Source organism: Pseudomonas sp. PvP028, from assembly GCF_017832255.1.
In the GTDB taxonomy this organism is placed as follows: domain Bacteria; phylum Pseudomonadota; class Gammaproteobacteria; order Pseudomonadales; family Pseudomonadaceae; genus Aquipseudomonas; species Aquipseudomonas syringae.
In genome coordinates, this window is sequence record NZ_JAFIBL010000001.1 from 1 (window position 1) to 26,258 (window position 26,258).

The 26,258-nt window shown below is 55.4% G+C and carries 23 protein-coding genes; 7 read left to right on the top strand and 16 right to left on the bottom strand.

Annotated elements, in window-relative coordinates; translation table 11 throughout:
* Positions 1-342 precede the first annotated feature (342 nt).
* The 4 genes from JOE34_RS00005 to JOE34_RS00020 all read right to left on the bottom strand — a co-directional run bounded on the left by JOE34_RS00005 (position 343) and on the right by JOE34_RS00020 (position 5,149).
* Positions 343-777 (bottom strand): hypothetical protein, encoded by a 435-nt coding sequence (locus tag JOE34_RS00005; RefSeq protein ID WP_010424307.1) that lies wholly within the window; start codon positions 775-777, stop codon positions 343-345.
* A 163-nt stretch (positions 778-940) separates the two neighbouring features.
* Entirely contained in the window at positions 941-1,879 is a 939-nt protein-coding gene (locus tag JOE34_RS00010; RefSeq protein ID WP_209994909.1) for a hypothetical protein, read from the bottom strand.
* Between the two features lie 21 nt (positions 1,880-1,900).
* A complete protein-coding gene (locus JOE34_RS00015; protein ID WP_209994910.1) occupies positions 1,901-4,144 on the bottom strand; it encodes a hypothetical protein in 2,244 nt (747 codons plus the stop codon).
* An 81-nt stretch (positions 4,145-4,225) separates the two neighbouring features.
* The gene (locus tag JOE34_RS00020) at positions 4,226-5,149 is read right to left on the bottom strand and encodes a DUF4238 domain-containing protein (protein ID WP_010424311.1); all 924 of its coding nucleotides are present in this window, start codon (positions 5,147-5,149) and stop codon (positions 4,226-4,228) included.
* Between the two features lie 286 nt (positions 5,150-5,435).
* Between JOE34_RS00020 and JOE34_RS00025 the strand changes: the two genes are divergently transcribed.
* The 5 genes from JOE34_RS00025 to JOE34_RS00045 all read left to right on the top strand — a co-directional run bounded on the left by JOE34_RS00025 (position 5,436) and on the right by JOE34_RS00045 (position 11,689).
* On the top strand, positions 5,436-7,418 hold the full coding sequence (locus tag JOE34_RS00025) for an AAA family ATPase (RefSeq protein WP_010424314.1): 1,983 nt from the start codon (positions 5,436-5,438) through the stop codon (positions 7,416-7,418).
* 2 nt (positions 7,419-7,420) lie between these two features.
* A complete protein-coding gene (locus tag JOE34_RS00030) occupies positions 7,421-9,325 on the top strand; it encodes an ATP-dependent helicase (protein WP_209994911.1) in 1,905 nt (634 codons plus the stop codon).
* A gap of 209 nt (positions 9,326-9,534) precedes the next feature.
* Positions 9,535-9,855, top strand: coding sequence for a hypothetical protein (locus JOE34_RS00035; RefSeq protein ID WP_209994912.1), 321 nt, complete (start codon positions 9,535-9,537; stop codon positions 9,853-9,855).
* Between the two features lie 20 nt (positions 9,856-9,875).
* Complete coding sequence (locus JOE34_RS00040; protein WP_010424321.1) at positions 9,876-11,087, top strand: PfkB family carbohydrate kinase; 1,212 nt, start codon at positions 9,876-9,878, stop codon at positions 11,085-11,087.
* Positions 11,084-11,689 carry a 7-cyano-7-deazaguanine synthase gene (locus JOE34_RS00045; RefSeq protein WP_010424323.1) on the top strand — a complete coding sequence of 202 codons (606 nt, stop codon included), beginning with the start codon at positions 11,084-11,086 and terminating at the stop codon, positions 11,687-11,689. The genes JOE34_RS00040 and JOE34_RS00045 overlap by 4 nt, the downstream gene beginning before the upstream one ends.
* 592 nt (positions 11,690-12,281) lie before the next feature.
* Here JOE34_RS00045 and JOE34_RS00055 read toward each other — a convergent pair.
* The 3 genes from JOE34_RS00055 to JOE34_RS26030 all read right to left on the bottom strand — a co-directional run bounded on the left by JOE34_RS00055 (position 12,282) and on the right by JOE34_RS26030 (position 14,386).
* Entirely contained in the window at positions 12,282-13,115 is an 834-nt protein-coding gene (locus JOE34_RS00055) for a hypothetical protein (RefSeq protein ID WP_010424325.1), read from the bottom strand.
* Positions 13,115-13,792 (bottom strand): DNA adenine methylase, encoded by a 678-nt coding sequence (locus JOE34_RS00060; protein ID WP_010424326.1) that lies wholly within the window; start codon positions 13,790-13,792, stop codon positions 13,115-13,117. Before JOE34_RS00060 ends, JOE34_RS00055 begins: the two co-directional genes overlap by 1 nt.
* 462 nt (positions 13,793-14,254) lie before the next feature.
* Positions 14,255-14,386, bottom strand: coding sequence for a hypothetical protein (locus JOE34_RS26030; protein ID WP_010424327.1), 132 nt, complete (start codon positions 14,384-14,386; stop codon positions 14,255-14,257).
* A 1,254-nt stretch (positions 14,387-15,640) separates the two neighbouring features.
* Between JOE34_RS26030 and JOE34_RS00065 the strand changes: the two genes are divergently transcribed.
* Together JOE34_RS00065 and JOE34_RS00070 are read left to right on the top strand one after the other, a co-directional pair.
* Positions 15,641-16,378, top strand: a complete 738-nt coding sequence (locus JOE34_RS00065) for a hypothetical protein (RefSeq protein ID WP_010424328.1) — start codon at positions 15,641-15,643, stop codon at positions 16,376-16,378.
* Entirely contained in the window at positions 16,365-17,444 is a 1,080-nt protein-coding gene (locus JOE34_RS00070) for an FRG domain-containing protein (protein ID WP_010424330.1), read from the top strand. The genes JOE34_RS00065 and JOE34_RS00070 overlap by 14 nt, the downstream gene beginning before the upstream one ends.
* 408 nt (positions 17,445-17,852) lie before the next feature.
* Here JOE34_RS00070 and sctL read toward each other — a convergent pair whose 3' ends face one another.
* The 9 genes from sctL to JOE34_RS00115 all read right to left on the bottom strand — a co-directional run bounded on the left by sctL (position 17,853) and on the right by JOE34_RS00115 (position 26,229).
* On the bottom strand, positions 17,853-18,455 hold the full coding sequence (gene sctL, locus JOE34_RS00075; RefSeq protein WP_209994913.1) for a type III secretion system stator protein SctL: 603 nt from the start codon (positions 18,453-18,455) through the stop codon (positions 17,853-17,855).
* A gap of 33 nt (positions 18,456-18,488) precedes the next feature.
* A complete protein-coding gene (locus JOE34_RS00080; RefSeq protein WP_074907448.1) occupies positions 18,489-19,016 on the bottom strand; it encodes a type III secretion protein in 528 nt (175 codons plus the stop codon).
* Complete coding sequence (sctJ, locus tag JOE34_RS00085) at positions 19,016-19,822, bottom strand: type III secretion inner membrane ring lipoprotein SctJ (RefSeq protein WP_003314136.1); 807 nt, start codon at positions 19,820-19,822, stop codon at positions 19,016-19,018. Before sctJ ends, JOE34_RS00080 begins: the two co-directional genes overlap by 1 nt.
* Before the next feature lie 8 nt (positions 19,823-19,830).
* The gene (sctI, locus tag JOE34_RS00090) at positions 19,831-20,205 is read right to left on the bottom strand and encodes a type III secretion system inner rod subunit SctI (protein WP_003314135.1); all 375 of its coding nucleotides are present in this window, start codon (positions 20,203-20,205) and stop codon (positions 19,831-19,833) included.
* A 27-nt stretch (positions 20,206-20,232) separates the two neighbouring features.
* Positions 20,233-21,261 (bottom strand): type III secretion system effector HrpZ, encoded by a 1,029-nt coding sequence (gene hrpZ / locus JOE34_RS00095; RefSeq protein WP_209994914.1) that lies wholly within the window; start codon positions 21,259-21,261, stop codon positions 20,233-20,235.
* A gap of 52 nt (positions 21,262-21,313) precedes the next feature.
* Positions 21,314-21,640, bottom strand: coding sequence for an Hrp pili protein HrpA (locus tag JOE34_RS00100; RefSeq protein WP_003314134.1), 327 nt, complete (start codon positions 21,638-21,640; stop codon positions 21,314-21,316).
* A 92-nt stretch (positions 21,641-21,732) separates the two neighbouring features.
* Positions 21,733-22,641: a transcriptional regulator HrpS gene (gene hrpS / locus JOE34_RS00105; protein WP_003421872.1), complete on the bottom strand. Its 909-nt coding sequence runs from the start codon at positions 22,639-22,641 to the stop codon at positions 21,733-21,735.
* A 45-nt stretch (positions 22,642-22,686) separates the two neighbouring features.
* Positions 22,687-23,631, bottom strand: a complete 945-nt coding sequence (gene hrpR / locus JOE34_RS00110) for a transcriptional regulator HrpR (protein ID WP_004418833.1) — start codon at positions 23,629-23,631, stop codon at positions 22,687-22,689.
* A 1,074-nt stretch (positions 23,632-24,705) separates the two neighbouring features.
* Positions 24,706-26,229 (bottom strand): lytic transglycosylase domain-containing protein, encoded by a 1,524-nt coding sequence (locus tag JOE34_RS00115; protein ID WP_017277763.1) that lies wholly within the window; start codon positions 26,227-26,229, stop codon positions 24,706-24,708.
* Positions 26,230-26,258: the final 29 nt, after the last annotated feature.

Genomic DNA, 26,258 nt, shown 5'->3' on the forward strand with positions numbered 1-26,258 from the left:
CGTTTGCTTGAGATTCTGATCAGTCATAAATATCATGACCTATGAGCAGAAAAGGAGAGCCCAAAATGTAGAAAAACGCGGCCAATCCTGAGAGGACTGACCGCGCTTAGCGAAGCAGACTTGCGTCCTGAGAACCCGCAATGTCTATTTTTTCAAAGCGGCTGTCAATCCTCCCTCATCTTTTCGACCTTAGCGAGACTACTCGACGGCACAGTGTTGCCTGTCGAAAGGCGCCGCTACGCCTGCCCTGCGTCTTGGTTTTTTGACGCAGCGTCGGCGCTCGGCCGCCAGATGAGAGCCCGTCCCAAGGATTAACAACGTCCTGCTCAACTCAAATCCAGGCTAAAGTTTGCTATCTGCAACATAAGGAGACCAGCCAAGCGTTAATTCAATTTGGCTCCGGTATCGAGTATCAATCTGCGCAGGAGCCAAGCGAACGTATCGCTCAGCACGTTGGAGTTTTTCGCCAGAGAGCTTGAGCAAATACTCGACGACCTGGTCAGCTGACGGTGTGGTTTCCTGCCCACTGAATTTCGGCGGTAAGCCGGTCCAAACGACGTCGGTAATACCGCGCGCATCCGCCCATCCAGTCAAGGAAGGTATAGATGTTGGTGCGGCTTCACCGCGAGACCACTGGCCGATATGCTTACCCACGTTCTTAGCGGGAATGCCCTCTCTCAGACGTAATGCTTCGACGGCGGATGCAAGATCCGCCGACTCCATGAACACCCACTGCGAAGGGACTAGACGCTCGTTTTCGACCAGCACCAGCGTCATCCGCCCGTCTTGTGATTGCCTAGCGAACTCAACCGACAGCAAAGGTCCGTCCTCTGCCCACGGGCCACGAATAGGGAGATCCCTAGGCTCCCAAATCAGAGAGCCCCATCCCAGGCAAGCGATCCGTTTCAATCTGCCTCCGAAGTTATCGAATGATTCACGCTCATCCAGGGCTTCGGTCGAAGCCTCGGGGGTAAAGGAACATATACCCTAAGTCGTTTGGACCTACGTCAGAAGCCTCACTGACGGTCAACGACTTCTTCAGAAGGTATACCTCTTTGATGAGTTGCGGTGGATGCCCTGGGAGTAGGACCATGGGCATTAACAGGTAAGCCCCGGCCTTCTTGTAGTCTGCCAAAAACCTTGAAAGATTTACCTCACTTGCAGGCTCCATTGTTATGGAGCGTACAGTGAGCATCGGCGTTCGTTGATCTTCTTCATCCCTTTGGATGTTTGAAGTGATAGCCATTCCGTAATGCGATGGATGCTCTGAGGAAAAATTGCGAACTATGTCGATGAGGATCTCATCGTTCTTATCTATTGTCCCGAATCGCTCTCGCCACCGCTCAAAAATTTTTACGGCCGCATCCCGATGTCTGAACATTAGCGCCATGAAGGGCGGGGCTGCTAGATCGAGCGCCCCATAAGCCACGCCTGTCCAGCGAGCGCGGTCCCAAAGGTGAACGTCGATCACTGATCGTACTGCTACACCGCGATGGTCCGCAAACTTCGGAGGTTCTGCATCGGTGGGTAGTGGTTTCTCGGGTTGCACGCCTGCTCTGGCTGCCTTCGGATCTCGTCTAACCTGCGGCCTACTTGGAGTGGCTTCGAACGTTTTTAGTGCATGCTTTTCCCACAACTCAAGGCGTGCCACACCATTGAAAATGCGCTCCCGACTAAAACAAAGCGAACCGATCATCGCGACCCGTTCCATTGCGGCATCTGCTTTGAATAGCTGGTCAACGGCATCTTCGAAATTCTTTGCGGTGCAAGTCGCAGAGAAAACTATGGCTGCGACTTCTAGCAGCATGGAGAGAAAATCGCTGTGAACCGCCGGGTTCCACGGGAACATATTCTTAGGCCAGCGGACGGTCACGCTCATTCGATCCAAATCAGCAGCAATCTAGAAAGACGCGATTTCCGTTTCGATGATCTCGATTTGGAAACGCTCTGTATGAGCGAAAGCTTCTAGCTCAAACGCTGTTGCGAAGAAGGCCTCGATCGTCCCGACGATGGCTTCGGCGACGGTGATACTCACATCGGTAGGTTCATGCCGAACATGCACCTGAACGCCCAATACCGAGGTGACATACTCTTGAGCATCCGGGCCGTTGAAAATTGGCGGTCGCCAGCTCGCATCGCCCGCCGGCTGTCCTGCTAACTGATTGAAAAAAGTCTCAACAGCCTCAGTAGTTTCGCTTTCGGGTACCCAACCTTCCTTTCTCAGTACGTCCTCATATCCCAAGAGGTATAGCAGCGTAGTCCTGCTTACATCCAGTCCTAATCCTGCGAGGACATCAGGGATCGATTTCAGCCTTGGAATCTGATCCCTGGACAGGTTTGCCAACTGACAGGCAAGGACCATGTCATAGTCTTTCAGCTGTTCAGCGGCGCGCTTCTTTGCGCTATCACTGAAAGGCAGAGAGGCCAGGCATCCCCGCGCAATCTGGATAGTTTCAAGCAATTCGGGGAAGTGCTTAAGCTGGGCTGCTTGCCATGCTGCGTTCATGAGCGCCGGGAACACTATTAGCGGTGGCTCTCCATCCTTTTCACCTTCGATGAAGAGGGTCGCCGCTGCTGAGGTACAGCCCGCGCGTGCTGCCCAAAGCAAGCCTGCACTTTGGTAAGCAAGCGCCAGTTGAAGCTGTGCGTCGGCGAGATCTCCAGCGTTCTCCTTTTTGGAAAGCAGCCGGACTGCTTTACCGAGAAGCCGGATCACCTCCATTTTTTCGTCGAAGTCGAGCTGCTTAGCGCGATTGAGCAATACCACTGCCCCTTGAACTTCTCCTGAGCGCTTAGCCACGAAGTCAGATAGTTGGTCTACAAGCTTTCGGTAACCGCCATCTTTGCCTGCTGCCTCGCCGAACACTTCGATAAGCCTTACCAGTCGCTTGGCGTTAAACTCCCCTAAACCATCAGCCTCCAAGAGAGTGTCGGAGAACTTTGGCCACAGCGATGAAACCTGTTCTGGGTGTCCGAAGATAAAAGCTTCGTTGAGCTGGATCGTGAGCAGAGAAGTCCTTGCCTCAAGGGCGTTGTTCGGGCGGCTGCTATCGCTCGCCATTTCGGCAAGACGAGAGGACAGTCGGGCTATCCGGGGTTCAAGTCTTACCTCTTCCGGTGTGCGATGACGGTGAATGACCATATTGAACAGGAGTTGCAAGAGGTTGCAGAGCATCTCGAGGTTTATCGCATTCTCATCATCGATGACCCGAGTCTCGAACCCCTCATACCCATCGAGAATCGCCTTGATGTCATCAAACCACCAGAACGCAGTCCAGAGAGACTCGTAACGTGCGGTGAGCTGCTGTCGGTACGTCCCCCCCTCGTCCGCCAGCCGGATAGCACGAAGAAATCTGCCATCCACATCCGTTCGCGGCAACTCCAGCCCTCGCGCCAGAGTTGCTGCCAAAAGTGCCTCCGACGCGCGCTGCATTTTCATCCCAACAAATGCAGAAGGATCCTCAAGCTCTCGCTCAATATCTGCAAGCTGCTGCTTACGGGAATAGTCTGATGGGCCTAGAGCTAGATCGTCCGTTTCGTCACCGATTTTCAAATAGTTGACCGCGAGGTCCAGGCGGTTTTTATCGATAACCTCATTGATAATCCACGCTCGGTCATGAATGGTTACCCGGACACCGTATAAACGGCTCAGCTCATCTTCTACGCGGGCACGATCTTTCGCACGCGCAGCTCTCGATGTCACAAAAAAGATCTTGGTGTATCCACGGTCGGTGGCCACGATACCGTTCACATCGGATCTGGCCTTGTCGGCCCAGGTTTTTTTTGCGCTGAAAGCAAAAGCCCACCGTTCGGTGCCGCTATTTGCCGTACCAACAAAAGTCAGGGTGCTTATTTCGTCAGAAACTGGAGAGGTCTCGGTGTCGGCCTTGCTGTCACCACCGCCCTCCGGCCCAGTCGCCGGCCTCAGGTTCGGACAAATCGTCCGCTCGCAAAGCTTGCGACAGAACAATTCAAAGTCATGCGTCTGATTACGCTCGGTGATGGTCTCCAAGTGATGAGACAGGACCTCAGCTTTGAGCTGGTATTTGATCTTGCGGGTAGAGTCGGAATAGAGCTCGGGCCGGATCTGACGCATGAACTGGGAGGGCGAGACGACCTTATCTTCAGCCTTCATCTGCATCACGTGGGGTCCTTTTTGGTGAGGCGTAGGCAGTTATTGACTATGTATACCGTGACGCGGCGCCAGGTTAAATAGGATCCACACTCAGTCGAGGCATTCAAGATCCCAGGCATCTTCGCCCATCAAGAAGTTTGAGATATATTCCTGCTGCTCTTTGAGGGTAGTACAGTCGTGAGCCCAGCCGAGATGCGTGTCTACAAACTCACCTTGCGTATCGTCGATGTAGTAAGCCGTACGTGCCTTCGCCAACGTGTATAGGTTGATGAGCCGAGCACGTGTGTGCGGCTTAAGTCGATCGTAAACCGTAACGTTAGGATCGCTGGAATACACCAATCCTTTACCTGGCGCGATTGCGATGATGAGCAGCAGGTCTTTCAGATAATGCCCCCAGCGGGATGGTGGGTAATCTGACGCGAGCAAGCAAGGTGGCTCCCAGCTATATTCCCGCATGTTCGCTGCCACAAGGCCATCTGAAAACGCCTCGTCAATCAACGGGACTTGTTCGTTCTGGGCAAGCAAAAGTAATGACAGCACACCCAGAGAGCTGCTTGCTTTGAGGTAATCGATAACTTCATCAATTGAGCGATGCGAGGACCGCTGTCCGTCTTTCATCTCCTTCCTGAACAGCTCAAGCTCTTGGCGGACATCCATGGCTTTGAGGATGTCTGGGTGGCGAGCCTCCATCAGTGTCAGCGTGTTTGCCAATTGCCGACGGTCGTCCAATTCCCAATCTTGAACACTGCTGTCACGCGCCTTCTCGATGATTTTATGACCCGCTTCATCAATCATAGGGGTGATAAAGCTGGATTCGACCTCAAATCCTCCATCTGCAAAGTCGAGCCGATAAAGGTCTTGGATCGAAGCAGTATGCTTTATGGCCACTGACTTGATTTCGATCGCACCGCTCGAAGGCAACCGGCGATAACGGTAAATTCTGCCATTTTTGTGTTGCCAAGCTTTGAGGAAATGTTGAGGGACGAAGTGATGATTGCGTGGAGGGTTCGGCATTTAGTAGAGCTCTCTAGTACGAGTAGTACGAAGCCAGGTCGGCCCATAATTAGATCAGGTGAAGATGGTTATCGAAACGCTCATTAATGGATTAAGGGTGTTCTCGCTTGCTGTTCGGGGCCCTGGAATCAGCTTGCTGCTCTCACGCAGTTAGCCCGACGTTTTGGCCTGACAAGCGAAAATGGCATAAAAATCCGGGTTCAAGGGCTGTGCGCGAACAATTACTGCGCTAACCTCGCCCAATAGTAATGGGCATGTGCCTTTTACCGCATTGAGGAAGGAACCTGTGCGCATCGAGTCGATCACGATCTCTGGCTTTCGCTGTTTCGGCCCGAATGAGATTTCCATTCCGATCTCGGATGAGGTCACTACGATCGTTGGCCCTAACGCCGCGGGTAAAACTGCGCTTTTGCAGGCTATGTCGAAGCTGTTTGGGGTTACGCGGGCGCAGCGCACCGTATCACTTTCCGATTTCCACCTAGCTCCTGGACAGGATCCTGAGAGCCGCGATTCCAAAGAGCTCTTCATCGAGGCGATCGTTGCCTTCCCCGAGTTGCTGGACGGGTCTGCAACCGCGGAAACCATCGCCCCTTCATTTCGGCACATGCTGATTACGAGAGCAGCCCAGGCGCCCGTTTGCCGAATGCGGCTTGAAGCACAGTGGGATGACGACGGTACGCTTGAGGGCGAGGTGTCACAGAATCTTTTTTGGATCGATTGCTTAGATGACGAGCCCGCAGAGGACAAATACCAACCGGTGGCAGTGACCGATCGGGGCCTCATACAACTTTATTACACCCCGGCAAGTCGAGACGCCGCCAGCCAAATCCGAGCAACTGCCGGTACGCTGGCCGCACGTCTCCTGAGGGCCATTGAATGGTCCTCCGACACCGAAGACAAAGTGCAAGAGGCGACTGAGAGCCTTACCGCTGCGTTTGAAGGCGAGTGTGCGATCGCCGCAATCACCGAGGCTCTGCAAACACGCTGGGCAGACCTGCATGACGACGTTTCCAATACCAAGCCTAGGCTCAGTCTGGTGAGCCGACGGTTTGAGGAAGTGATCAACAAGATCGCGGTCATATTTGAGCAGGGACCCGACGGGCGAGAAAGAGGTATTGAAGCCCTCAGCGACGGACAGCAGTCGCTATTCTATTTTGCATTGGCCGCCGCCGTTTTTGACCTAGAGCGCGAGGTCGTTGAAGGTTCTGTGGCCGGATTTCGAGAGGATGCACTCCATATTCCCGCTCTCACACTGTTTGCTCTTGAGGAACCAGAAAACCACCTTTCACCCTACTTTCTTGCTCGCATCATCCGACAGGTTCGATCGTTGACTGAGGCTAGCGGTGCGCAGGCCATAATCACGAGTCATTCGCCGGCGGTTCTTAGCCGAGTCGAGCCAAGCGAGGTCCGGTACTGCCGCTGTAACGCAAAGACGCGCGTATCTAATGTGAAGCGAATTGAGCTGCCAACTGATGATGTGGAGGCCAGCAAGTTTGTGCGTGGTGCCATATTGGCCTATCCCGAGCTTTACTTCGCGAGGTTTGTCCTACTCGTTGAGGGTGATTCGGAAAGAATCGTCCTGCCTCAACTCGCTGAAGCTCTTGACCTCCTCATCGATCCTGCTTTTGTCGCGATCGTCCCTCTAGGAGGACGACACGTCCAATATTTCTGGCGCTTGCTTAAGGGGCTAGGTATTCCCTACGCAACTCTTCTGGACTTGGATCTCGGTCGTGATGGTGGAGGATGGGGGCGAGTAAAGACAGCCCTAGAGAAGCTTATTGAGTTCGGTGCACCTAAATCCAAATTGCTACAAACATCAACCGGCAGTTTGACCGACGAAGAACTGCAAGGGATGCACGGATGGCGCAATGTAGCAAATCACTCCACTCAGTTGAGCTGGATCAATAGGCTGAAGGAGTACGGGGTCTACTTTTCCGCTCCGCTCGACCTTGATCTCGCAATGCTTAATGCCTTCCCCGATGACTATGCCGCCGTAATTCCAAAAGGGGGTGGTCCACGTATGACCGCAGACAAGGCAGCAGAGGTTGTGCTGGGGACGTCAGGTCCAGGACTTTCGGTATACACGGGACCCTATGAGGATTACCCGGCGTTGTTTCCGAGCTATCGTTACCACTTCCTCACCCATAGCAAACCAGCCACGCATCTGGCGGCATTGACGCGTGTTAGTAAAGCGAGCCTAACCGCAGATATGCCTGTAGTTCTGGCTGAGGTCGTTCGACATATTGCAAGCTCCCTGAGGCGAGACTGATCATGGCCGTTTCGTCACGCCGAATAGCTCGAGGGGATTGGAAACCCGTCGGGGTTAAAGCTCTGGAAGCGAATGCGCTGAAAGTGGTTCGTTCAAAAAAAAATCGGTCCGTTATTGCCGGACCAGGCGCTGGCAAGACAGAACTGCTTGCGCAGCGCGCCGCCTTTCTCCTTCAGACGGACACTGCGCCATCTCCACGGCGTATTCTGGCTATCAGCTTCAAACGTGATGCGGCATCTAATCTGGCAGCACGCGTACGCCAGCGCTGTCACCACTCCCATGCGAGCCGCTTCGACTCCATGACGTTTGATGCGTTTGCAAAAGGATTGGTTGACCGCTTCGGTCAGGCATTACCTGACCGCTGGAGGCCAAGGCCCGATTACGAGATCACGACTCATACGGAGCGAGATTTCCGCGAGTACCTCCATGACCTTCCACCGCCACCTGCGGAAATCGGAACAAGAAATGATGTGCGTGAGATAGGGTCTAAAACCTTTGAGCGTCGGCACCTGCTCGGCTCACCGTTACCTGTAGAAGGATGGCCAGACCCAACTGTCGCGCAATGGGCGGCAGATGCGTTCTGGCGAGTGTCGCTCCACGGCGGTGGCAAAAGTGTGCTGTCTTTCCCAATGATTGGCCGTCTCGCTGAATTGCTGCTGCGAGTCAATCCGATGGCGCGGGATGCCTTGCGCCTCACCTATTCGCATTTGTTCATGGACGAATTCCAGGACACCACCAGGGTTCAGTACGATCTGGTAAGCACGATTTTTCGAGGCACAGAAACCATCGTGACTGCTGTCGGAGATAACAAGCAGCAGATCATGCGTTGGGCAATGGCAATGGATGCTCCTTTCTCTGCCTTTGATGCTGATTTCGGAGGTGTCCGGACTTCGCTCTTCAACAATTACCGATCTTCGCCGGACTTGGTACGTATCCAGCATGTGTTGGCCCAGGCGTTAGATGTGCAAGCTGTGCAGCCGGTATCTCAGACTGACGGCACAATTGACGGAGAAAGCTGTTCAATACTCGACTTCCCGAGTCCAAAAACTGAAGCGCGTCAGTTAGCGCAATCAGTAGCGTCATACATTGCCGACCTGAAACTGACTCCTCGAGACTTCGTCATACTGGTTCGACAAAAGGCGGGAGAATATGCCGAACTCTTGGAACCTGCCTTCGCGAACGAAAATCTGGCGCTGCGTAACGAAGCTGGAATGGTCGGCAAAGTAATGCTGCAGGAGCTGATGACAGAGGAAATCTCGAAGTTGGTGGTCAATTTTCTCTGCCTATCAATGACTCCGAGAGCGGGAAGTTATTGGTCGACTTGCCAGAATTGGCTCGCCTCAATGAGAGGGATCGATGCCGATGACTCAATCAGGCAGAGTAGGCTCGCTCGTGTGTTGGACACCTATGCAACCGAACTGGCCGCACGCTACTCCCTCCCCCCGAGAAGTAAGGTGGCCTCACGCGCACTTGTTGACGACATCCTAAATTTCGTGGGTGTAGAGCATGTGATCCGTTTCAACGCCGCCTATGGCCAAGGGAGCTGGCTAGAAAAGGTGCTAGACGCAACGGCGGAACATCTTTTATCCAGCTCGCTCCATAGTAAGGACTGGTCCCACACCCTCGACATGTACGAAGGCGTGCACGCAATTCCTTTAATGACGATCCACAAGAGCAAGGGCCTTGAGTATCACACCGTTATCTTTGTCGGACTGGATGATGGCGCTTGGTGGAGTTTTTCTCAGGATGAAATTGAGGCTACGGCAGGATTTTTTGTGGCTTTCACCCGTGCTAAACAGCGGGTCATATTCACTTACTGTGCTTCGCGGGGCACGCGAACAAAAATTGCGACCCTGTACGAGCTGCTTACCAAAGCCGGAGTCCAAATCACGACTGGATCGAGTTGATCATTTCCAGGTGACACTTCCAGACAAGGGCATCGTGTGTTGGCGCTGATGAAAAATCACCCAGCTGCCGAGAAATCGTTGATCCAGATACGGGACGATGCTTAGTTGTGCCGGTCGCCGCTAGAGGATGAGGATGAGGATGTTATGGCCTTTTGCCTTCCCGATGTGATATTGCTTTGCACTCAATTTGACTCGCGAAGGAGATGCGAATGTCTGGTTCTGGCGGTAGCTATCTGGGTCCATCTACACCCACCACTTCCTGCGCGGCACTTCAGTTTGATGCCCAGCTAGCTTCACCGAAAGCACAGGTGGTTGGGCAGCTGAGCGTCAACGATGTCCTCGACATTGTTTTTTCGCAGTCTGGCAATCAGCAGGTTGTCTCCGCACTTTGGAAAGGCGCTGAGGCAGGCGGAATTGTCGACCCACATCTGAACCAATTGCGGAGCTGCATGAGCCAAGGCGAACAATACCAGGCACGTGTGCTGCACGTCGGTGGCGGGCAAGTACGTCTTCGCGTTTACCACATCTAACTGCGAGCAAGGAGAGCTCTATGATCAGCATCGTAGGTGGCGTCTACCGAGAGCGGTGCATGCGCCCGGCGTGGGACGATATTTATGGGTCGGCAGGTCGGGCAGCGACGGCAATTGCCCGTTTCGGTGGACAGGCGGAATTACACGCCTGTGTAGATAGCAGCACTCAGATCGTCGTTGATGCCCGTGCAGCTGCCGAAGGTTTCCAGTTCAATGCCACAGCTACACAGGCAGGGGTGACTTTCGAGTACATCCATGGCCTCGCCAACCCAGATATTCGACGTGGTACTCACATCAAATCGGAACTGCAGGTTAGCGCCGAGAAGGTGCTTCGATTCGGCATGATCGATGGAACCGCAGTAGTTGATGCTGAGTACGCAGTGTTTGATCCACAGAATGCCGAAGATACAGAGTCTTTCAGGGCCAATGGCTCGGAAGCAAAGCACCTGGCTCTGGTCTTGAACCGCCACGAGGCCAATCTGTTGGTGCCTACCTCCAATGGGTTGACCCCACAAGAACTCGCAATAATGCTTGCCGAGCAGGAGCGCGCTGAGGTGGTTGTTATCAAGATGGGGCCGCTGGGTGCCTTGGTGTATGACAACGGCGTAATTTCTACGATACCTGCATACCGCACTGAGCGAGTATGGAAGATCGGCTCGGGAGATACCTTCGCCGCCCACTTCGCGTTGGGCTGGATAGATAAAAATCTTTCGGCTCATGATGCAGCCGCGGTTGCATCCATTGCGACAGCCTTTTACTGCGAGAATCAAGGCTTCCCCGACCAGGCTTTGCTTGCTGGCTTCAAGCCGAACCCGCTGCAACCGTCAGCTCGGTATCGCGATGGCTACGCCCCTAAGGTGTACCTCGCAGGACCATTCTTCACCCTCGCAGAGCTGTGGATAGTCGGGCAGGCTCGTAGAGACCTGCAGGCAATGGGGCTGGATGTATTTTCCCCATATCATGACGTCGGTCTTGGCTCTGCTGAGGAAGTGGTCGAAAAGGACCTTGAAGGGGTGCGCGATTGCGACGTTTTGTTTGCGATTGGTGACGGGCTCGACTCGGGCACAATCTACGAGATTGGCTACGCTCGGGCATTGAACAAACCTGTCGTTTTTTACGCGGAAAATGAGTCCGAACAGGATAAGAAAATGATGGAAGGCTCCGACTGCCGCATCACCGATGACTACGTCAGTGCGATCTATCAGACGGTCTGGGAAGCGGTGGTGCTATGAAGACCGGATTGTTGTTGTCCGGCGGTATGGATTCCTTGACGATTGCTTGGTGGAAGCGGCCGGACATCGCGTTCACCCTGAACTACGGTCAGCTCGCGGCGCAGGCCGAAATCGAGGCTTCAAGGACGATCTGCCAACAGTTGGGAATCCCACATCATGTAATTGAGGTCGACTGCCGCCAGCTGGGCTCGGGAGACATGGCAGGTACCCAAGCCGACAGCTTGGCTCCAGCCTCTGATTGGTGGCCGTACCGGAACCAGATGCTGGTTACGCTGGCGGCGATGAAGGCAATCTCATTCGGCGTGACGCACTTGTGGTTGGGCACCGTGAAATCGGATGGTTTCCACAGGGATGGTTCGCCCGAGTTCATGTCGGCGATCAGCCATCTTGTATCCATCCAAGAGGGCGGGATGGTGGTTGAGGCACCAGCAATTGAGCTCTCTACTGCCGAGCTTGTCCGTGAGTCTGGCATCCCTGCGAGTCTTCTGGCCTGGGCGCACAGCTGCCATAAGTCGCATGTCGCGTGTGGCAACTGCCGGGGTTGCAACAAATACATGGAGGTGTTTCAAGAGGTGGGGTATGACTTGGATCGACTTGGGTGACCCTATTCCAAGGGTGGCTCCTGAGCGGTATGAGCCTCTCGAGTGGGAAATTGGTGATGTCTGCCCGCTCCCTGGTTCATCGGAGGCATTAGACCGGCCGTTCGGCGAGGTTTTGGATGCGCGTGCGTCGCATCGCGAGTTCGGCGTCGTCTATGACCTGCAGCTCGGAGCCTTCCTCTGGCATGCATGCAGAACTCGAGGATCCGGTACGTCAAACCTAGGTTTTGATCTGGAGCATCGAGCGGCCCCCTCGGCTGGAGCGATCCACCCTATACATATCGTCGTTAAGCGGCCCGAAGATGATCGATGGTGGATATATGAGCCTAGGGCCCACCAACTGGTAGAGCTCCGACATTCGACCGGCAAGCTTGCAGGCCTTTATGAACTCAGTCTGCGGGTTCTGGGCGGTGATGAGGCAACACGAATTCTGTTTCTGGCCGAGCCCGGAAAAACATTGGGTAAATACCAAGATGGATGCAGCCTTGTTTGGCGTGACGCTGGGGTGCTACTCGCGGTCATGGCATTAACTGCGACAGCCCAGGGACTCAACTTCTGTCCGCTGGGTATCACCGGTGAGCCTTGGGCCAGTACCCTAGCCGATCAGGGAAAGTTGGCTGGGGTTGGCCTTGCTCTTCTTGGGTCTGCTACGAGAACCTGAATCAGGTGCGTGGTGCCCCATGCCCATGATGCTGTGCACCGTGGCGGGCGATGACATCATCTCCAACCACATCAGGGCATCGAGCTCCGATGCCCTGACGCCAAGTCCTTTACTGAAGCGGATGAACTGCTCTTCCAGCTCCAGATAGTGTCGCTCAACGGTCAAGTTGCTCTCGAAGAACCTACCCAGTAGCCCGGCACGGAGAATGTGGATGTCCAGGATTGCTACGTCGTCCGCATCCAGCCAGTTACGGGCAACCCACGATGCGGTCTTGTAACCAATGCCTGGAATATCCAGCAGCCAGTCGCGCAGCGCTTTGCCAGAGCCTAACGGAGGCCGTTCAGCAGACAGCTTCTGAAGAGCCGCGCTGAGGTAGCGAGCCTTCTGTGTGGCGAAGCGGTACCGCACTTGGCGACCATCGATAACAAGGGGCTCTTTCAGCCACTCGAGCAGGCTTTCTTCTGAAGGTGGTTGGTCGCCAAAGGCACCGCGTTCTTTGACGTGGTGAAAGGCGGCGAGCCCAACGCTAGCGGGGATGCCATGCCCCCCCAACAAGCACGCGCCAACTTCTTCTTTCAGCGTTACCCCGAGCTTGTAGTTGATCCGATCGCCAGTGAGACGGCGTGCGTACACTTGGTATGCCCAGTAGGCAGGAGTTGGGAACGCCTCCATGGCTCCCCACGGGACGCCCGGAATAACTTCGGCGTCTGCTTTGGGCAGCTCGACATTGAAGACCGCTTGGTCCATGAAAATAGCGCCTAATTGCATCAGGCGGCCTCCTCGGCAATGCCGTAGTGTTCCTGCATCCATTGCAGTAACTCGTGTCGCTCAATGGGATCTAGGCTCTCGATACGAGTACGGAGCCTGGTTTGGCGACGCTGAATGGTTTGGCGGTCTCGGAATGTTTCGCCCATGTATCGACTGTCGTGCAAACTGCTGGGAGGTTCGAAGTTCATCCACACCGTCTCCTCGCGCAGCTCTACATGGGTCTTAGCTGGAAAACTCACCTTGCGCCACCCGATGAGCTCGCGGTTGTAGAGATCACAGTCATAGCCTGAAAGCATCACATTGCAAGGTAATGCGACCAAGCACCGCAGTAAGCGGATGTGGTCTTCTTCCGAGTAATCGCATCGATAGACCTTCGCTCGGCGGCGGGTTTCAGGGACGTAGGGCGGATCAACATAGACCAGCTCCTGGCCTTCGAACGGATACCCTTCAAGGAACGCAACTGCATCGACTTGGTGGAGTTCGCAGGTATCTGGAAACTTCGTTCGCCAAAGCTCAATGACTTTGGCGTCGAGGTCCAAGCCAATGTTCCTCTGCGCAGCCTTTTTGTTGCGCATGACTGCCCCGCCACCAAGGTGGGATTCGATGTATGTCTGATGCGGTGGCATCAGATTGATAAAGCGCTGGTAGCACTTGCCTTTTCCGCCTGGATATCTCATGTCTCAAGCATCGTCAGAAATGACGATGATGTAAAGGCGAAGCGCCGAACGGCCACCATGTGTGTAGTTCGGTTGAAGGTGGAGTCATAAAATTCAGATGGGCCCTGAAGCCATTTGTGTGTTCGTGCGGCATCGCCACCCAAGCTGGGGACTTTACCGAGAATTCGGCTATATCGGCGGTTGCCGATAGCCCAGGCCAAAACTGCATCAGCGGAAACTGTGGGGGCAGTTTGACGCTTCAGTTTAACGAAAAGCGTACCAGTACGGGCTGTGGCTATCTACGGCTTGTTCATGAGCGAATTGACCCGAAAGCGCCTAGGCCCAAGTTTCGAAATGAGTGCAGTGAAGGTGGAAGTTGACGCTTCAGTCGACAAACAACCTTGGACATAGTCATAGGGTTGTTACGAACGTTTTGAACAACATTGGCGGAAGCGGCCCACTCGGTGGGCCGCTTTTTGAAGGCTAACTGATCATCTCGCGCATTTTTTCCCAGGCCCACTCAACAAGCTTGCGAAAAATCAGACGCAGAATTTCCTTCACAATCGAAGGAAAAATCTTTTTCAGCCAATCAGGTTGCCCGCGCAATCCGCTCATAAGAGATCCTCAATAGAAGAACTTTCTTTTGCGGGCGTGTTTCAGCCAATGTTTATTGGTCCTACCGATGGCAGGATCCAGATACGTCACAGGTGTTTATCCCCGTGACATTGATTGCGCTTCGGCTGTGGCCAATGCTCCAGTGCATCAAAGCCACGCCTAGTGAAGCCTGCTGCAGTCGTCACAAATCCTATTTGCGCGCTGAGCTGATTTTGCGCCTCGATTGCCGGCGCTGATATTTGATCTGCCATTTGTTCGACCGTCTAAAGGTCGCACAAACACCGTTACGGGTACCTCACCTGAAAGGTAAGGGTGGGGCAGAAAATGGGCGGGCTCATGTGCAAAAAACCACACCAAAATTCCTGGCTAGTACTTGCCAGTCTTACCCTCGAGATCATGAGTGTCGGGGGCAGCATCTTTGCTCTGCTGACGCCTCAATGGGCAACAGTGCATCGAGCCTCATGAGCTCTAAACGTGCCATTACGCGATCTGATCCTTAGAAGCGTACAAGCTTTTTTATTTGGCAACGCAGCACCAAAGTGCGCGGGCCGTGATGTGTTCCTTGCGTCCAATCGGACAGCTAAGGTGTCGTCCGTATGCAGAAACTCAACTGGATGAGGACTACTGCTCGGTATGGGCCTTACGGCCAGACATTGGGGCTTGAAAACGCCCGGCCTCTGCTAACGCAGAGTGCACACGAGATTAGCTCGTAGCTTGATCGAATGGCAAGCACTGCGCTGCGAACCAATAGCCAAGGCGCATCACCGATTTGGCACTACTGGAGCGCATACTTCACGACTGGATCTGCCATGCCTTACTTTACTGGGGCTCTCCAAGTGGCCGCAATGCGGTGACCAAAAAAAGCCCGAGAGCGCTGAGAGATCCGCGACCAAGTTTCAGGCTGCGTCGGAAACTCATACCGTTTGGGCCATCGCAGAGTCCTGTAAAAAAGGCCAGAACGTCACTGAAACCTAAGCAGCGAACGGTAGTGGGGAGGCCTACGTGGTGCTCATGTAAGGCCCTAGGCACTTGATTTTCCATGGTACTCTCTTGACGTTGACATTGTTTTTTCTCTGTATCGAAAAATAAAGTTGCATGTGCGCCTAAGCCCGAGTGTGCGGCCAAAAGCTGCGATCAATTTGTGGCTGAGACCATCGACTCAAGACTTATGTACTTCGCGTGCCAAGGTTTTAAGCAAGCTAGGCGCACAGAGCAAGAATTGCAGCGTGACAGTGAACACCCGGGGAGAATTTGATGAGCGACGAGCATTTTCCAAAAGCAAGGAGCGCCGAAATACTGGGCGAGCTTTCTGCTTGGACGTCCGTAGCCGACGTTATGGTCGCGGCGCGCATTCTTGAGGAACGAACCGTACCGGGCGACCAACCTGACAGCCTGTTGTTGCTGCCTCTTGAATATGCAGAACCTGAGTTCAAGCAGATTTTCGCAATCCTGCTTAAGTACTTGATAGATGGATACATAGTGCCTCCTCAAAAGGTTGCCGTTTGTCGCGCTCTGGATCCACAGATTACTGAGGCGACTGCAATAGCCTTGCAGTCGCTGCGTTTCAGACCCACCATTCAGGTTGTCCGGATTAGCAGCATCGGCGGCAAGCTGGCATTCCGCATTAAGGATGAGCCTGCGGTGATTGAGCTTATACGAGCACCCTTGAACTGCCTCATGGGTCTCTATTTAGATAAGTACGAATTCACCAAGAATTTGCACGACATAGTTACCCAAGCTGAAGAGAAAACAGGGGGAAGCCCCAAGATTTTTCATAGGCCCTATGCAGACGCTTGTCTGCCCAGCTTCGTTGAAGCAGCATGTTTCTATGTATTTGGCTTGGATGTGGGAACACAATTTGCCTCGCCAGGCCACGCCAACATCGACACTGCTTACCGGGCCGTGAATGTTCAAACGCTCCCTCCAGTAGACCCGGCCGTGCTGGGAGCCGCAACCCAGGCCGGCCAGAGAATGCTCGATGCGCTCCGCTGACCAATTATTCGCCCACTTGCATAACGTCAATCCGATTGCGGATCGGGTCTCCCCTGCCTGTGACATCGGACAAGTCAACAAGAGCGCAGGAACGCCTGATTACGTAGATCCATTTTACGGAAACTGCTGGAGCTGGACTCCATCTCACGGCGCTGCCGTTTACGGGCGCACGGAAAATCTGCCTGTTGGCCCCTTAGACGAACTGGCCAATGGAACATTTTTACGAGTACCGTTCCGCCGAGTACCTGTCATCGAGGTCGGTTCCATTGAGGAGGTTCGCGCTCTCGCAGGTAGCGTGAAATCAGGTGACTCTAACTTCAGCGGTGTATGGCGCGGACAGTCCAACCATTACACGACGGAGAAAGCGGGACGCACGAAGGATGAACTGCTCCGGCTGTATGGGGCGGAGGACGTAAATGAGCCCTCTTTGCTGCCTTCCGCAGTGAGAACCAATCTGTACTTCCCGGACAGCTTTGGTGCATGGTCCGCATTGCTAGATCTATATGTTCACGAGCGGGTTCAAGAACAGGGGATGCAGCGGGAACTGCTGAACTTCGTCAATTCCTATCGTTACAGGATGTGGGGCTTCGCCACAGCACAGCACTACGGCCTTCCAAGCGTAGGCTTAGACGTCACGCATGATATTGATGTGGCCCTGTTTTTTGCTCTTCATACGTTCAAGACAAATGCCGAGGGAATTATGACGGCCACACGCGCAACCGCTACTGCTGCGCCGATCGTCTATGGCCTAGGCGGGTTCACCCAACACGAGCTGCACAAAGATGAGGATCTGGCACCGAGACGCCTTTTGTGCACACGGCCGGCCGCCCAATCAGCTATGTTCTTTTCCACCGCCTGGGGTCAGGCGCCGAACAACGCCGCCCAACGGATTTATGTCGCATTGAAACTCGTGGGACATGAGAACTGGAAGTTTGACTTCCAGCCTTCGCACTATTTTCCAAAGCCGCAGGACGACGAGTTCCTACGGTTCCTCCTGGAGCGCAAGGTCGAGCTGAAGCTGCCCGTCGTCCAAGACTTGCTCGCGAAAATTTATCACGTCCCTTGAGTGATAGAGTGCCTCTCCGAGCACGATAACTATTGTTCACCGGCGGTATGATTTTGTGGGTGATGCACATGTTATTTGATCGAGGGGGAGTAACTAGAAAGCTCGCATCCGCTGATGCGGGCTTGATCGTGTCATGTGATCAATAATGCATTTCAAAGCAGGGCAGCGTTAGCCGCCACCGATTGCGTGTATCACTTCGACCTGATGACCTTCCGTTAGTACTGCCTGTTCACTTTGGCTGAGTGCACAAACCTCGTTGATGAACGGCCAAGCGGGGAAGACTATCTGTGTTCCGATAGATCATCTATTTTGTGAGTCCAGTAGGCTTTTCTCATCTTTTCTGTGACTCCCCTGCTCCGCACTCACAGAAAAGATGACTTGTTCGCAGTGTTTGCTGGGCCTCCCGAATCATCTATTTTGTGAACCTACACAGGCAGCCGGCTCCGCGCCTGCCAGCCCGTTGCGCAGCGTTGCCCAATCGATTTCGAACGCGCCGTTGGCGTCGCTCAGGCGCAGGCTTTCAGTGGCCAGCGTCGCATCACGTTTGAGCGCCCAGTGCTCGGCAAAACGACTCTCTGCCAACCATTCGGCGACTGGCTCGGCCATCTCCGGATGAACGCTGAGCGTGGCCACTGCTTCGTTGAGCTGACTGACTGCCAGGTTCCTGACCAGTGCCCGAGCGCGCTCGGCAAGGGTCGTTTCGTCGAGCAACTGGCGCAATCCCTCAGTCAATAACTCCTCGACAGCAGTCATGGCTTGCTGCTGCAAGGCTTCGCGCTGGACGTGCAGCTCGTCCAGAAAGGCATTGGCACGCTCCCAGAACTGCGCAAGCGCCTCCTGATGCCGACGATCGGCTTTAGCCTGCTCAAGTGCCAGCATCTGCTCCGCCTGACGTTGCGCGTCAGTCAGAATATCGCGAGCCAGCAGACTGTTGGCGATGTCTTCACGGCGCAATACCGGCTCGGGCAGCACCGCGTCGGCAGTCAAGGTAATACTGCGTTTGGCAAGCATGGGGAAATTCCTGGTGCAGAGGAAAGCGGATATTCAGGCCGCAGTGACACGCCATAGAACAGCCTGCCACAGCGTCTGAAGTTTATTTTCGGGGGCCGAGCAAGGGCTGTCGGCGACCTCATCGGGCGCCCAGGCCAGACGCAATCGCGGCCAATACTCAGGCCCGAGCCAGGCACCCAACAGCAAACGCGCATCTTCATGCTCCAGATCCAGCCAGACACCGGGGCGCAACGCCTTGGTCAGGGACCAGCACCACTGTCCCTCATGTCCGTCGCTTTCGTTACGGGAAAAACAGATGCGTTGCGCCAGATCCAGCGCCTGATCACGCTGCACGGTCGTCAGTGCCAGCCAGCTCAACACCGGCGCTGCAGGCATCGGCGGTTGACTTGGCGTGATGCCGACACTCTGCAGGAACACGCTGTGACGGCTGACCATCAGGGCCTCACAGTCGCTGACGGTCAGTCCGCAGCGCTCGGCGAACCGGCTTTGCCAGCCCGCATGCGCCCATGGCCAGGGATTGCACCACCACTGAGTCCAATAGTCCTCGGCGGTCAAGTCCATCACGCGCGCGCCGGTACGGTCGAGCGGCTACGGCCGGCAAAACCGATCCGCCGAAGCACCGAGGCGCGCCAGTCACTGCGCAACAGCAGTGCGATGATCAGCAGCAACACCGCCAAGCCAACCGGCACCAGCCAAAGCATCAGGTTCCAGAACGGCAGATTGGCGCTGTCCAGCTTGAACGGTCCGAAACTGACCCACTGTGTGGTTTCCTGAAACTCGGTAGCCGGTACGAACACAATGGAAAACTTTTTCGACTCTGCCGATTGCGTCGACATGCCGGGGATACTGCTGGCAACCATCTGCTGAATGCGCCCACGTACGCTGTCCGGGTCAAGCGCTGCAGAGTGTTTGATGAACACCGCGGCAGAGGCAGGTTGCACCGGCTCGCCCGGTGCGATGCGTTCCGGAAGTACCACGTGCACCCTGGCCACGATGACGCCGTCTATCTGCGAAAGCGTCGCTTCGAGTTCCTGAGACAGGGCATAGATGTAGCGGGCGCGCTCTTCGAGCGGGGTCGAAATGACCCCTTCTTTCTTGAAGATATCCCCCAGACTGGCGCGAGACTGCCGTGGCAGGCCGGCAGCGTTGAGCACTCTGACGGCGCGGTTCATATCGCTGGTCGCGACGGTGACGACAACGCCGGTTTTTTCCAGGCGTTTGCGCGCGTCGATATGCTGATCGGCAAGACGGGCAACGACTTCATTGGAGTCTTGCTCGGACAAGCCGGTGAACAGATCGGTTTCATCACTGCAGCCGCCGAGCAACACCATGCAAATCAGCAGCAGCCCTGCGCTCAGAAATTTCACGGAAACCTCTACTGCAAGTTAGTCAGCTTGTCGAGCGCCTGCGCAGTCTTGCTCACCACCTTGGTCGTGAGCGCAGTCTGCAAAGAGCATTGCGACAGGGTCCTGGTCATCGCCGCGATATCCAGCGCGTCTCCCGTGCCGGAAGCTTTTTTCATCGACCGCATCGCTTGCTGAGACATTTTTTCGGTTTCGCCCAGACCGCCGGAAATTGCGCTGGCGATATGTTCGGAAAGCGGCGCTCCGCTCGAAACGCCGTCCGGCTGCGTGGCAGCGGTGAAGATGTCGACATCCGCCTGGGCCGGTTCTGAAACGAGCCCCTGTGGCACATCCTGCCCAAGTTCCGGCGAGATGCTTTTAACATTACCAAGGTGGGAAATGGTCACGTGAGTTCTCCGTCAGGCGGTTGTCGGTCAGGCTGCAGCCTGATTGCGGGTGCCTTGCAGCAGCGTACTGACCAGCAAGGTGGCGATTTGCGCAGCGCTCGACTGCACGTCGGTAGCGGTTTGTCCGGCGTCCTTGAGCGTCGCTTCAAGGCCCTTGAGCAGCAAGCCGCCCAGCAACTGGTCAAGATCCTGAGCGGACTGTCCGCCATTCGCCGCCGTGCCGGTCTGCGGGGTGTTTAGGGGTGTACCCAGCCCACCGCCAGCCAATACCGATTGCAGGCCACGGTCGATAAGCTCGCCGATCAGTTGCCCCGCTTCACCACTGGTAGTGCCGCTGTCACCGGGACCGGTATTGGCGTCGATCAGCGGATCACCCGTCACGGACGAATTGTTAGAAAAACTGCTCGGAGTGCCCAGACCTCCACCCGTCCCCGCCAGACCGCCAGCGCCACTCTGCTGATTACCCAGTTGCTGGCCAATGATGTCGAGTGCCGAGCGGAATGCAGCCGTTTCGTCGCCATCAAGGAAGTTGTCTTCCTTGAGTTCGTTCACCCAAGAACCCGAGTCCGGCTTGGGAAACTGTGCGGGATTGTCATCCATGAACTGCGCGATCTTGTTCAGCATCGGCATATCGTCTTCGGAGAAGCTTGCCCCGCCATCCTGCTTGGTCAGAAGATCATCGAGCATAGACTTGGCCAGGCCACTGAGCACCTGAGTCATCAGGTCCTGCTGTCCGGTACCCGAGGCGTTGTCCGCAGACGCGCCGAAGTTGTCACCCAGCTTTTCATGAATCAGCTTGTCCAGCGCAGCGATGACATCCTCGATACCGCCGCCCGCCTTGCCATCCGCGGCCATCGACTTGGCCAGCAGTTTGCCCAATGGCGAGCTGTCGTCGAGTTGACCATTGCGCATCAGTTCCTCGGCCAGCTTCACGACAACTTCCTGAAGCGCCTTGCTCGACGTACTGGCGCCAGTCGTCTCGGTTTCAGGACGTACCAGGACAAGGGCCATTGCCGGGGTTTGCAGCGAGCTGCTGTTAAGACTGAGACTCTGCATCACAACCTCCTCAAAGTAGCAGCCCCCTCAGGTGCGAAGGGGCTTCAAGAAATCAGAACTGGACGACCGAGTTCCGGATCTTGCTTGCGACGATCTGGTTGGAAAGCGCCTCTTTCTTGTCCTCAAAGCCCGCCAGCATGCTCGATTCGCGCAGCAGGCCGTTCTCTTCGTTCGCAGTACCATCAAGCTCGGCACTTTTTGCATCGCCTTTGCTGATGCTGGAACGGGTCGCGTCGATACTGTCAGTGCTGCCGGTGTTGCTCACCAGTGCAGCATTACGGTCGGCGCTGCTCTTTACGCTGTTGATGCCTTGAGCGGCACCACCGATCGTGTTGACGACACCGCGACCTGCACCCGCCAGAGAACTCATGATAGTCATAACGTCATACCCCTTCGTCTGTACCAGCGTAATTGCTTGGTACAGCTAGGTGGCATGCGTCCGCGAATCGGTTCCAGAACTTCTGCAAAAAATCAGATGCTCAATTCCTTGATGCGGCGGTAGAGCGTACGACGTGGGATATCGAGCTCCAGGCTGGTCGCGTCTATGCAATTGCGGTGGCGCTTGAGCGCTTGCTGAATCAAGGCCTTTTCGATCGCTCGCAGCTGGAACTTGAGCCCGCACGCCAGGTGCTCTTCGGTCTGCGAGTCTGCCCCGAGCAGAGGAAAGCCCAACACATGGCGCTTTGCAGCGGCCTTGAGCTCGCGGATATTGCCGGGCCAGTGATGCCCCGTCAGTACCTGCTGAAGCAACGGACATACATCGGGAATCGCGAGGTTAAGTTCTTTGGCCGACGCCGCCACAAATCGGGTGAACAACGGCAGGATACGCTCGGGCTGATCGCGCAGCGGCGGCAGTTTGAGGGTCAGCACGTTCAGGCGAAAGTACAGGTCGCGCCGAAACTTGCCTTCTTCGACGGCGTCGTCCAGACAGGCCTGGGCCGAGGCAATCACACAGATATCCAGGTTGATCGTGGAGGTCGAACCCAGACGCTCCAGTGCACGGGTTTCAAGCACCCTCAGCAGCTTGGCCTGCAGGGCGAGCGGCATGCTATCGATCTCATCCAGGTACAAGGTTCCGCCCTGCGCCGCCTCGATGTAGCCCATTCGGGAGCGGTCGGCGCCGGTATAGGCCCCACTCACCACTCCGAACAGCTCGCTCTCGGCGAGCGATTCCGGAATGGCTGCGCAGTTCATCGGGACGAAACGACCCTGGCGCCCGGACATGTTGTGAATGCGCCGGGCAATGGTGTCTTTACCGGTACCGGTCTCGCCCGACAGCAGGACATCAATGCCGAGCTGCGAAATACTTTCGGCGACGATCCCCAGATTGGGTACGCGCTCCGCATCCAGGTGATCGTCAAACTCATCGTCGAGATTCATTTCATGACTCCAATGGCATCAGCGTTGCGCGAGCGCAGCAGCGATTCAGGACTCGGCTACCAGGTCGATATGCGAAGCAACACCCAGCTCTTTCATGCGGTGGTAGAGGGTGCGCCGGGGCAGTTCGAGCTCCTCGAGCACAGCGTCGAAATTGTGCCGATGTCGCTTCAAGGCATCCTGAATGAGCATTTTCTCGATGACGCGCATCTGCATGCGCAGCCCTGTTACCGGGTCACGCGCTTCGACCGGCTCAGCGCCCAGCAACGGCAACCCCAGGACAAATCGCTTGGCAGCCGACTTCAGTTCGCGCACGTTGCCGGGCCAGTCATGGCTCAACAGGATCTGTACACGTCGATTGTCGAGCGTTGGAACGGAGCGGCCGGATTCTGCGGCGACGTCCTGGGTGAACTGGTCGAACAATGGCAAAATCTGCTCGCGACGCTTGCGCAAGGCTGGCAACTGCAGTGTCAGCACATTGAGCCTGAAAAACAGGTCACGACGAAAAAGTCCTTGTTCCACCAGTTCATCCAGCGGACGCTGGGCCGAAGCAATCACTCGCAGATCCAGTGGTATGAAATCGGTCGAGCCTAGCCGCTCGACGCCCCTGCTTTCCAGCACCCGCAAGAGCTTGGCCTGAAGGCTCAACGGCATGCTGTCGATTTCATCCAGATAGAGGGTGCCGCCGTTGGAGGCTTCGATGTAGCCCTCGCGAGCCCGGCACACGCCGGTGAACGCACCATTGACCACGCCGAACAACTGGCTCTCTGCCAACGATTCGGGGATGGCCGCACAGTTCATGCCGACAAAGGGCCCGGTCCTGCTCGACAGCTCGTGAATCCGGCTGGCCAGGGTATCTTTGCCGGTGCCGGTTTCCCCGCAAAGAAGCAAGTCCATATCCAGTAGCGCACTGTTCATTGCAATTTGATGACCAGCCGATAATGCAGTTACGTTCCAACACGTTCGAACGTCGTTATCAATGTCTGTGCTCATCGATCACTCTCATAGCGGGAGGGAGGCGGGATATTAATACCACGTCTTACAAGGCACACATATAGCCATTTAGTTCCCCAGCGACTGTGAAAAATTTCACAAATTCGAGAATCACTATCAAGTAGCGCCAGTGCCTTAAGATCCACTCGGTATAGCGCAAGCGCTTTGAAATGACCCTATTAATATATCCTTATTCCAAAATTATCATAGACTTACGCTGGCTAATCGTCGCTGCAGCCCCCGTGGCTGCACGGGAATCCAGCCGTATGCCCGATCATGGGTCATAATGAAATCGAAAAATTTGTAACTTGCCAATCGCAGAAAAAACAGATAGCCACTCCGCGAACCTGCTGGTGAACTTAATAGGCGCCGCAGCACCTTAATTATTCACGGCACTATATTTTTCCAAAACAGGAGAGCCAGCCACACGAACTGACTGTATTAACTTTCATGACACTCACAACTAATTCACTCAAACAAAAAGCCTGTAAAAGTTTAACTTATTCCACACATTAGAATAGGGAGTACCGGTGGCCAGACAGTACTCGACCACTGGGCTGATATAAACAAGAGTTCAGTCGGATTTCCGAACGAGGTCGCATCTCTGGCTTGGTTGGATCCTGAAGTGTCCCAGTTTTTGGGGGCATCTCGCGATAGCTTTTTGCCACCCTCGCATTCGGCAATCCGAACGCGGCGCCTTTTCAGAATGCGGATTTGCAGGTTATGAAAATGGCTAATTAGCTGAAAGGATTCACTGTAGGACAATCTGGCAATCCACGCTTATAGCGCTGTGAAGGCCTACCGCCATAAGCAGTGCTGATACCTCATCATCACTGAGATTGTTTCAAAAAATGTGTAAGTATTTCCTTACAATTCTTTACAAAGTTTGCGTGAGCCATTGAGAAACATATTTGGTAAAGCTTGGTCCGCCCCCCTTTTTACGCCCCTATAAAGGCAAAAAAGGAGCAGAATTTTTCATTCGCAGGTTTCGGGCACGCGCTGGTAACGCGAAAAAGCACTAAAAAAAGGCAATTTTCAGGTGCTTTAAGCGCTCAGGAGAAAAAAATCGAGAGGTTATTGGCGTGGATCGCTTGCGTACACCACGACACGAGGACCGTTCGGCAGCTCACGCGGCTCATCGCGATACGCGATCTCGTCGCGCTTGCGTGGCGACGAACGGTCATCGATGTACAGCCTCTTTTGTATACGACGGTCCAGCAGCGAACGCTCGCTTGTCGCCTGCGGTGGCGCCTGACGCGCTGGCTGGATGGATTCGGACACAGTCACCTGTTCGGCAGCCTGAACGGGTTGCGCTGGGCCGGGCAAAGGCTCCTGCCTGGCAACCTGGACGACTTTCGGTTGCGGTTCACGTCTGACCGGTTGTACCGACTCCGGTGCAGGCTCGCGCTCAAGCACCTGCCTCAGGCCTGCCGTCTGCTCGCGCCCTGCTGCTTGCAACGGTCCAGGCACCGGAGCGCGCTCGGCCACCTGTGACGCTGGCTGACGCTCGATCACACGCTTTCCGGGGCTTGCCGGGATCACAGCGGTTGTCGGCGACTCTCCGGTGATCCGCTCGATACCTGCCGTCAAGACCTGCGTGTGGGTCTTGGGAATCAGCAAACGTCCCGGCCCATCCGGGGTCTTTTTTCGCAGGAATGCCGGGTTGAGGCGCAACAACTGTGCCTCGTCTACCCCGGTGGTGGCGGCGAGCTGAGTCAGGTCTACGGTGTGGTTGAGCTCAACCACATCGAAATACGGCATGTTGGCGACCGGCGTCAGTTGCACGCCGTAGGCGCCTGGATTGCGCACCACCAGCGAAAGTGCCAGCAGGCGCGGAACGTAGTCCTGGGTTTCCCGGGGTAAATTCAAATGCCAGTAGTCGACAGGCATGCCACGTCGACGGTTGGCGTCGATCGCTCGTGCAACCGTGCCCTCGCCTGCGTTATAGGCCGCCAGTGCCAACAGCCAGTCGTTATTGAACTGATCATGCAGGCGAGTCAGATAGTCCATCGCCGCCTTGCTTGACGCGACGACATCGCGGCGGGCGTCGTAGGTAGCACTCTGGTTCAAGTTGAACTGGCGACCGGTAGACGGGATGAACTGCCAGAGGCCCGCTGCGGCCGCCGGGGAGTTGGCCAAGGGATTGTAAGAGCTCTCGATCATGGGCAGCAGCGCCAGCTCCAATGGCATGTTGCGCTCATCCAGACGTTCGACAATGAAATGCAGGTAAGGCGTGGCACGCTTGCTGGCCCCGGTCAGGAAGCCGCGATTGTTCAGCAGCCAGTCACGCTGGCGAGCGATACGTTCATTAACGCCCTGCCCGTCCACCAGCCGGCATCGCTGCGCCACCCGTTGCCAAACGTCTTCACCGTTGTAGACGGGCAAATCGGAAACAGTCGTTACAGCTCGAGGGTCGACCTGCGCGTCGTCAGACCTGTGCCCCAGCCCGGCGACCAGTCGCGGCAAGCGGTCAAGGCGCGACTGTGAGTCATCGACTGACTGACAGCCCACGCACAGCGCCCCCAGGGCCAGAACGGCGATCTGTACCGAACGCGCCAGCAAGCGAGGAGACGAAACGTGGAGGGCAACGGCGGCCATGTGCGGAATGTCCTGAACGTGTCCCCCTA

Bases quoted from the DNA above. Each gene is read 5' to 3' on its own strand.
- JOE34_RS00005 (WP_010424307.1), bottom strand. From the start codon at position 777: ATGACGCTGGTGCTGGTCGAAAACGAGCGTCTAGTCCCTTCGCAGTGG.
- JOE34_RS00010 (WP_209994909.1), bottom strand. From the start codon at position 1,879: ATGAGCGTGACCGTCCGCTGGCCTAAGAATATGTTCCCGTGGAACCCG.
- JOE34_RS00020 (WP_010424311.1), bottom strand. From the start codon at position 5,149: ATGCCGAACCCTCCACGCAATCATCACTTCGTCCCTCAACATTTCCTC.
- JOE34_RS00030 (WP_209994911.1), top strand. From the start codon at position 7,421: ATGGCCGTTTCGTCACGCCGAATAGCTCGAGGGGATTGGAAACCCGTC.
- JOE34_RS00035 (WP_209994912.1), top strand. From the start codon at position 9,535: ATGTCTGGTTCTGGCGGTAGCTATCTGGGTCCATCTACACCCACCACT.
- JOE34_RS00040 (WP_010424321.1), top strand. From the start codon at position 9,876: ATGATCAGCATCGTAGGTGGCGTCTACCGAGAGCGGTGCATGCGCCCG.
- JOE34_RS00045 (WP_010424323.1), top strand. From the start codon at position 11,084: ATGAAGACCGGATTGTTGTTGTCCGGCGGTATGGATTCCTTGACGATT.
- JOE34_RS00055 (WP_010424325.1), bottom strand. From the start codon at position 13,115: ATGCAATTAGGCGCTATTTTCATGGACCAAGCGGTCTTCAATGTCGAG.
- JOE34_RS00060 (WP_010424326.1), bottom strand. From the start codon at position 13,792: ATGAGATATCCAGGCGGAAAAGGCAAGTGCTACCAGCGCTTTATCAAT.
- JOE34_RS26030 (WP_010424327.1), bottom strand. From the start codon at position 14,386: ATGAGCGGATTGCGCGGGCAACCTGATTGGCTGAAAAAGATTTTTCCT.
- JOE34_RS00065 (WP_010424328.1), top strand. From the start codon at position 15,641: ATGAGCGACGAGCATTTTCCAAAAGCAAGGAGCGCCGAAATACTGGGC.
- JOE34_RS00070 (WP_010424330.1), top strand. From the start codon at position 16,365: ATGCGCTCCGCTGACCAATTATTCGCCCACTTGCATAACGTCAATCCG.
- sctL (WP_209994913.1), bottom strand. From the start codon at position 18,455: ATGCTTGCCAAACGCAGTATTACCTTGACTGCCGACGCGGTGCTGCCC.
- JOE34_RS00080 (WP_074907448.1), bottom strand. From the start codon at position 19,016: ATGGACTTGACCGCCGAGGACTATTGGACTCAGTGGTGGTGCAATCCC.
- hrpZ (WP_209994914.1), bottom strand. From the start codon at position 21,261: ATGCAGAGTCTCAGTCTTAACAGCAGCTCGCTGCAAACCCCGGCAATG.
- JOE34_RS00100 (WP_003314134.1), bottom strand. From the start codon at position 21,640: ATGACTATCATGAGTTCTCTGGCGGGTGCAGGTCGCGGTGTCGTCAAC.
- hrpS (WP_003421872.1), bottom strand. From the start codon at position 22,641: ATGAATCTCGACGATGAGTTTGACGATCACCTGGATGCGGAGCGCGTA.
- hrpR (WP_004418833.1), bottom strand. From the start codon at position 23,631: ATGAGCACAGACATTGATAACGACGTTCGAACGTGTTGGAACGTAACT.
- JOE34_RS00115 (WP_017277763.1), bottom strand. From the start codon at position 26,229: ATGGCCGCCGTTGCCCTCCACGTTTCGTCTCCTCGCTTGCTGGCGCGT.